This window comes from Rhodococcus sp. NPDC055112 (genome assembly GCF_053607505.1).
The window spans coordinates 1-1,289 of record NZ_JBSGTR010000126.1 but is presented as its reverse complement, the minus strand read 5'-3'; the positions used below and the strand labels follow the sequence as shown (position 1 = coordinate 1,289).

Sequence of the window (1,289 nt, the reverse complement as noted above, 5' to 3'; positions counted from 1 at the left end):
GCCATGAGGGTTCCTTCACTTGGTGCGGCCATCAGCGTCGCCGCGGGTTGTGGAACCGGGCTCCGGCGCGGCAGGGGTGCGCCGGAGCCCGGTGTCAGGGGTGGTTTCCGCTCAGGAGCCGAGGCCGGAGAAGAGGGAGCGGATCTTGTCGAGCACGGAGTCGACGCTGTCGATGCCCGTGCTGCTGCCGGTGTCGCCGGAGTTGGGTCCGGCCGTTGTGACGGTGACCTGCTGGGTGGAGGTGGATCCGGTGACGCCGTCGCGGCCGGAGAAGGTGGCGGTGATGGTGTGCTTGCCGTCGGTTTCGGGGTACCAGATCCTGGCGGCGGTGCCGTCGGCCTCGACCTGTTCGGTGCCGAGGACGTCGTTGCCGTCCTTGAATTCGACGGTGCCGCCCGCTGCTGCGGGAGTGACCTTCGCCTTCAGCGTGTACTCATTGCTATCGGGTGCTGGGGTGATGGGTTCGAGGGTGACCGTGGAGGCGACGTTGGCTGCGATCTGCACGGCCTGCGGTGCGGTCGCGTCCTCGGCGGAGGCGACGCCCCCGCCGAGGAGGGTCAGTGCGCCGAACGCGAGTGCGGTGGCGGCGACGGTGCGTGTGGTTGCTCGATGTGCCATGAGGGTTCCTTCACTTGGTGCGGCCATCAGCGTCGCCGCGGGTTGTGGGACCGGGCTCCGGCGCGGCAGGGGTGCGCCGGAGCCCGGTGTCAGGGGTGGTTTCCGCTTAGGAGCCGAGGCCGGAGAAGAGGGAGCGGATCTTGTCGAGCACGGAGTCGACGCTGTCGATGCCCGTGCTGCTGCCGTTGTCACCGGCGGGCTTGATCGTGACCTCTCGGGTGGTGGTGGATCCGGTGACGCCGTTGCGGCCGGAGAAGGTGGCCTTGAGGGTCTGCTTGCCGGCCTCGCTTGTTCGCCATGTTGTGGTGGCGGTGCCGTCGGCGCCGACCGGTACGGGATTCCATGCACCTGTGCTGTTCTCGAACACGACGGTGCCGCCCGCTGCCGCAGGAGTGACCTTCGCCTTCAGCGTGATCTCCTTCTCGACGGTGGCTCCGGTGATGGGCTCGATCGTGATCGTGGAGGCGACGTTGACCGCGGACGGGACGGGCTGCGGTGCGGGCGCGGCGGTTGCGACGCCCCCGCCGATGACGGTCAGTGCGCCGAACGCGAGTGCGGCGGCGGCGACGGTGCGTGTGGTTGCTCGATGTGCCATGAGAATTTCCTTTCCTTGGCGCGGCAACGGGCGTTGCCGCGGGTTGTGGGGCCGGGGCTTCGGCGCCCGCGAGGGC

At 69.3% G+C, this 1,289-nt stretch carries 2 protein-coding genes; both read right to left on the bottom strand.

Annotation, left to right across the window (positions count from 1 at the left end; translation table 11 throughout):
- Positions 1-111: 111 nt before the first annotated feature.
- Positions 112-618: an Ig-like domain-containing protein gene (locus ACWFRB_RS26365; RefSeq protein ID WP_452644306.1), complete on the bottom strand. Its 507-nt coding sequence runs from the start codon at positions 616-618 to the stop codon at positions 112-114.
- A 106-nt stretch (positions 619-724) separates the two neighbouring features.
- Positions 725-1,213, bottom strand: coding sequence for an Ig-like domain repeat protein (locus tag ACWFRB_RS26360; protein WP_452644304.1), 489 nt, complete (start codon positions 1,211-1,213; stop codon positions 725-727).
- Positions 1,214-1,289: the final 76 nt, after the last annotated feature.

What these genes read in the sequence shown, in the direction of transcription:
- ACWFRB_RS26365 (WP_452644306.1), bottom strand. Translation starts at nt 618, where the DNA reads ATGGCACATCGAGCAACCACACGCACCGTCGCCGCCACCGCACTCGCG.
- ACWFRB_RS26360 (WP_452644304.1), bottom strand. Translation starts at nt 1,213, where the DNA reads ATGGCACATCGAGCAACCACACGCACCGTCGCCGCCGCCGCACTCGCG.